Below are 4,677 nucleotides of genomic sequence, written 5' to 3'. Positions count from 1 at the left end.
TGGATAAACATCGCCTAGACATCATGTCACGCCTGTTTATTCCAGCCAATATCTTGCCAAAACAGATCCGGACGACTGATTTAACCCAGATGTTGATTCAGCTGGTGGCAAGTGGACGCGGAATTGCAGCATTACCGGACTGGGTGGTGAATGAATATGAACAGAAAGGCTGGGTAAGCTCCCGCCGTCTGGATTGCGTCGCACCTGAAGGATTACGCCGTACTTTATTTGCAGGCTATCGCACTGAAGAAAAACAGAAAGATTATTTTGAAGGGTTCCTGAAGCAGTTAGAACGGTTCTCCAAGAAAAGAGAGGCATATTATGATTAACGCTTGTTATTATTTTTTAAACATAGGTAATGCAAGAAAGACTCTGATCCACTGTTCAAACTGAAAGCTGGAAAATAATCCAGCCAAAACCAGAGCCTTTCATTTCAACTCAAGCCGCAAATAAAGGACTGAATCCATGCTTACGCAGCAATTTCCGGTACATGCTGGAACTGCGAGCTGCCGGGAAATGTGCTTCTAAAGACAAGTCCAAAGGCAGATATTCAGGTTTCTGGTTTTCGACGATTAACCGGTCTTCTTCAAAAATTTTCAGGTTAAAGTCATAAGCATCTTCAACTGGCAGGTCTTTGTCATAATTCCGGCAGATGGGTGCAAACAGCCGCGTAGTACGTGCTGTCATAGGCGAAGCTGCATTCATAATGACCTGTTTGGCATCATGGGGAAAATGAATGGTCAAGGTCGCGGTAAAGGGTACACTGATTTCAAAATGGCGTAGCCATTTAAAGTCTTTTGCACCGCGCTGATCCAGTCCGATCGGATAGCGTCCAACGGTACTGATATAGTCAGCAGCAAAACCATAATCTGTCTCATAGGTTTGATAATCGGGTACTTCTGAATTATCCGGATCGCCAAAAGTATCTGGATGTACCCAGGCAAAATGTGCGACATCAATAAAACCTTCTAGCTGCCGACCGGCAAAACACTGAATATCAACTTTCGGGCAAACCAGTTGCTGGTAATCTGGTTCATCCCAGTAAGGCATTTGCGGAATATTTGCCTCAGCCTGTTTATCTGCCAGCAATGAGCACCAGATCAGACCATATTTTTCTACGGCGGCATAGGTTTTTAGATTGAAACGCTCAGAGATTTTTTGCTGCGGATGGGCCGGGATACGATTACATTTTCCACCTGATCCAAAGCGTAGACCGTGATAAGGACAAACCACACCTTGTCCATCATTTTTTCCCAGACTTAAAGCAACCCCTCGATGTGGACAGGTATCTCGCGCCACAATAATTTCATCCCCCATTTTATAAATTACCAAGGGCATATCCAGCAACATGGTCCCGATTGGCTGTTCAGAGACTTCGCGTGCCAAGGCTACCGGATACCAGTATTGCGCTAACAGATGCCAGTCATGTTCTGAAAATGTCATATGAACAGGTAAGTCAGGCTGATGTGTGAGGATGGTTTTACTATTCATGATTGCCTCAAATCGGTGATATTCGATTGAATATAGATCAACAGCCCATTCACCAAAATTAGAGAAATCCGTATGAGGTATTGAGAAAATTAGAACACTCTTTACCATTTGAAGATCATTCTCTTTTATATGTGAGCATATTTTGAGAATTAACGCGTCTTTATGGAAAAGGTAGACCTCACAAATCATTTATTAGGCTGCTGGCTGAGAAATCTGACTTTTTAGCTGTTCCATCTGTTCAATAATATGCTTGATCATTAGCTGGGAGGCTCTTGAAATCTGACGTTTTGGTGCAACGCAAAGGGCAATGGTCAAAGGCCGTACACCTTTTTCTGTAATCAGTTTAAAGATCAGTTCATCGCGTTGCAGTTCCGGGAAGACATCCAGATAACTCAAGATGCCAATACCGGTATTGGCCTTAATCATGCTGTTTATCAGGCGGATATCATTGGATTCCGTTTTGCGTGCCGGAATGAATTTGTGATGTTTGTACATGGCCTGTACATAGTCATGAATGATCAGCGGCTCTGCTGCGATAAAATGATTGTCATCCAAGGTATCTGAAAAATAGATTCGTTCAGCCTCAGCTAGGGGATGCTGTTTGGACATGACAAAGCCCAAAGGCAATTCCAGAAAATGCAGTACTTCCAGCTGATGATGGGCTTTGGGATTAAGAATCAGCCCGAAATCCAGTTCGGTATCGATAATTTTTCGGGCAATCACTTCACTGTCTGCCACCCGTATATTGAAATTGATCCAAGGATACTGCGCATACATATGCTGTAGTGACTGCATTACAAAGCCTTCGCTCAAGGCAGAAATTAATCCAAATTCGATACTGCCACGTTTGAGTCCCTGAATTTCATCAAAGCGGATACATGTCTGCTGAAACTCCTTTTGCCATTTTAGAATATCGGCATATAGCATTTCACCCGCTAAAGTTAACTTCAGTCCGTTGGGCAAACGTTCAAACAGCTCAATACCTAATTCTTCTTCAGCCAGGGCGATCTGCCGGTGAACTGCAGATACCGAAATAAATAACTGATCTGCAGCCTTACGTAAACTGCCACTTTTCGCCACAGCAATAAAGTAATCAGAAAAGCGTGAAAACGGGGTATTTATCAATTTACTCAAGCCTGTTTCACCTGTACTTAAAATTCAATAAAAGCTTTATGCGAGTTTTATGCCAAAGCAGGAAGCTAAGGTCCAAACCAAGCAAGTATTACAAGGTACTGTTCTAATTTTTAGAATGATTTATACGAAACATTCTAATAGACGAAAAAGTAAAAAAACGAGTAATTTCAATTGTAAATAACTGGAACGCTAGCCAGCACAAGCCACGTTTCAGGGGATTAAAAATATTCAGGATTTTGCAGAAAAAAGGTTTGATATGAACGCTATTCCAATGATCAATGTATTTAGCAAGCCATGCTACAGCCAGTTTGATGATCAGGATTGGGAAATTCTGGCGCATCATTGGTATCCGGTTGCACGTATTCAGGACGTGAACGAAAAGCCACAGCAAGTCACTTTGCTGGATGTCAAACTGGCAATTTATAAAACTGAAAGCGGCGTCATTCATCTGGTACGCGATATCTGTCCGCATCGTGGTGTACCACTGAGCAAGGGCTGGGTTTCTGGGGGAAATATTGTCTGTCCCTATCATGGTCTGCAATACAACGAACAGGGAAAATGTATCAAAATCCCAGCGCAACCCGAGTTGACTAAAATCTCAGACCGTTTCTCGCTCACAAAATTTCCAGTCGTAGAAAAATACGGTCTGATCTGGACCAGCCTGTTTAGCCGGAATGAAATTGCTGCCAATTTCCCGGTACTAGATACCTGGGATACCGCAGAACATCAATCTATTTTACCGCCATTTGTGGATATTGCCGGTTCGAGTGGTCGTCAGTTAGAAGGCTTTATTGATGTAGCGCATTTTGCCTGGGTACATCACAATGCTTTTGCTGATCGTGATAATCCGGTGGTGCCGAAATACAATACCGAACGTACGCCTTATGGTCTGCATACTGAATATGTCAGTAATGTCAGCAATTATCCTCATGGCATGCAGCATCTGGCACCTGAAGGATTTTTATGGAAACGCGTGTTTGATGTCTATCCACCATTTTCTGCGATATTAACTGTGCATTTTCCAAATGAAGGCATTCTTAAGATCCTGAATGCCTGCTGTCCAGTGTCACACAACCAAACCAGACTGTTTGTACCATTAACCCGAAATTTTGATACCACTGGCGATTTGCAGGCAGTTTATGATTTTAATGCACAGATCTTTGCTGAAGACCAGGAACTGGTAGAAAGTCAAAAACCGGAAGAGCTGCCACTGGATATTTCCATGGAAGCACATTTTGAAGCAGATCGCTCATCAACAACTTATCGACGTATATTGGCAGAATGGGGATTAAGTAAACGTTATATTGTTTAAAATAAACCAGTAGATTTTATTTAATAAGCGGGGGCTATATTTAAATAAATTACACTTTCTTAAAATGCAAAGAATCTATTTAAATATTCAATCATTTAAAATTTATTCTGGTATAAATAAATAAGCCGTCCAAATCATCAGCAGATATTAAAGTTTTTAAGACTTTCCAATGACGTGGGACGGCGTGCTACCCAGCTGGAACATCATCCTTTTGGAGCAGTACTGGTGGCGCCAGATTATGAAACGGTGCTGCTCACCTAATGTAATATTGATACGGTCAATCATGCAGAATCAACATTAGCCCGTATTGCTGCGACCAATTATCCAGCAGATTATTTATGGCAATGTACGCTTTATACGGCAGTAGAACCTTGCTGTATGTGTGCTGGAACCATCTATTGGGCCAATATAGGCCGTGTAGTTTATGGTATTTCGGAAGAACACTTACTTGAATGTACCGGTAATCATCAGGAAAACCCAACGATGAGTGTCAGCTCACACTATATCTTTAGTCATGGACAAAAGGAGATTGAGTTGATTGGACCAGTACCTGAGATTGAAGCTGAAACGGTCAGTTTACAACAGCAATTCTGGCAAAGCAGATAAGCCTTTTTAGAAGAAAATCCCATTTTAAGAATGGGATTTTTTATTTTTACATAAATTATTTTAAATATAAATGCACATCTTAATAGCATTTAATTGTATTAAATGCACTTATTTAACTCACTTTATTTAATATT

The 4,677-nt window shown here is 41.5% G+C and carries 5 protein-coding genes; 3 read left to right on the top strand and 2 right to left on the bottom strand.

Annotated elements, in window-relative coordinates:
• Positions 1-329: LysR substrate-binding domain-containing protein (locus B4033_RS12335; protein ID WP_286834385.1), on the top strand; the 329-nt coding region annotated here is incomplete at its 5' end.
• Positions 330-438: 109 nt separating this feature from the next.
• Here the strand turns inward: B4033_RS12335 and B4033_RS12330 are convergent.
• Entirely contained in the window at positions 439-1,491 is a 1,053-nt protein-coding gene (locus B4033_RS12330; RefSeq protein ID WP_286834384.1) for a Rieske 2Fe-2S domain-containing protein, read from the bottom strand.
• Between the two features lie 192 nt (positions 1,492-1,683).
• On the bottom strand, positions 1,684-2,613 hold the full coding sequence (locus B4033_RS12325) for a LysR family transcriptional regulator (RefSeq protein ID WP_286834392.1): 930 nt from the start codon (positions 2,611-2,613) through the stop codon (positions 1,684-1,686).
• 268 nt (positions 2,614-2,881) lie between these two features.
• On the opposite strand from B4033_RS12325, the gene B4033_RS12320 reads away from it, so the two are divergent.
• Complete coding sequence (locus tag B4033_RS12320) at positions 2,882-3,937, top strand: aromatic ring-hydroxylating oxygenase subunit alpha (protein WP_286834382.1); 1,056 nt, start codon at positions 2,882-2,884, stop codon at positions 3,935-3,937.
• Between the two features lie 267 nt (positions 3,938-4,204).
• Positions 4,205-4,543, top strand: a complete 339-nt coding sequence (locus B4033_RS12315) for a deaminase (RefSeq protein WP_286834390.1) — start codon at positions 4,205-4,207, stop codon at positions 4,541-4,543.
• Positions 4,544-4,677: the final 134 nt, after the last annotated feature.

Origin of the sequence: Acinetobacter sp. UBA3132 (genome assembly GCF_002364825.1) — a bacterium.
Classification (GTDB): Bacteria; Pseudomonadota; Gammaproteobacteria; order Pseudomonadales; family Moraxellaceae; genus Acinetobacter; species Acinetobacter schindleri.
This window is presented reverse-complemented; position numbering and strand designations above follow the sequence as displayed.

Coding starts and splice junctions, on each gene's coding strand:
- B4033_RS12330 (WP_286834384.1), bottom strand. CDS start 1,491: ATGAATAGTAAAACCATCCTCACACATCAGCCTGACTTACCTGTTCAT.
- B4033_RS12320 (WP_286834382.1), top strand. CDS start 2,882: ATGAACGCTATTCCAATGATCAATGTATTTAGCAAGCCATGCTACAGC.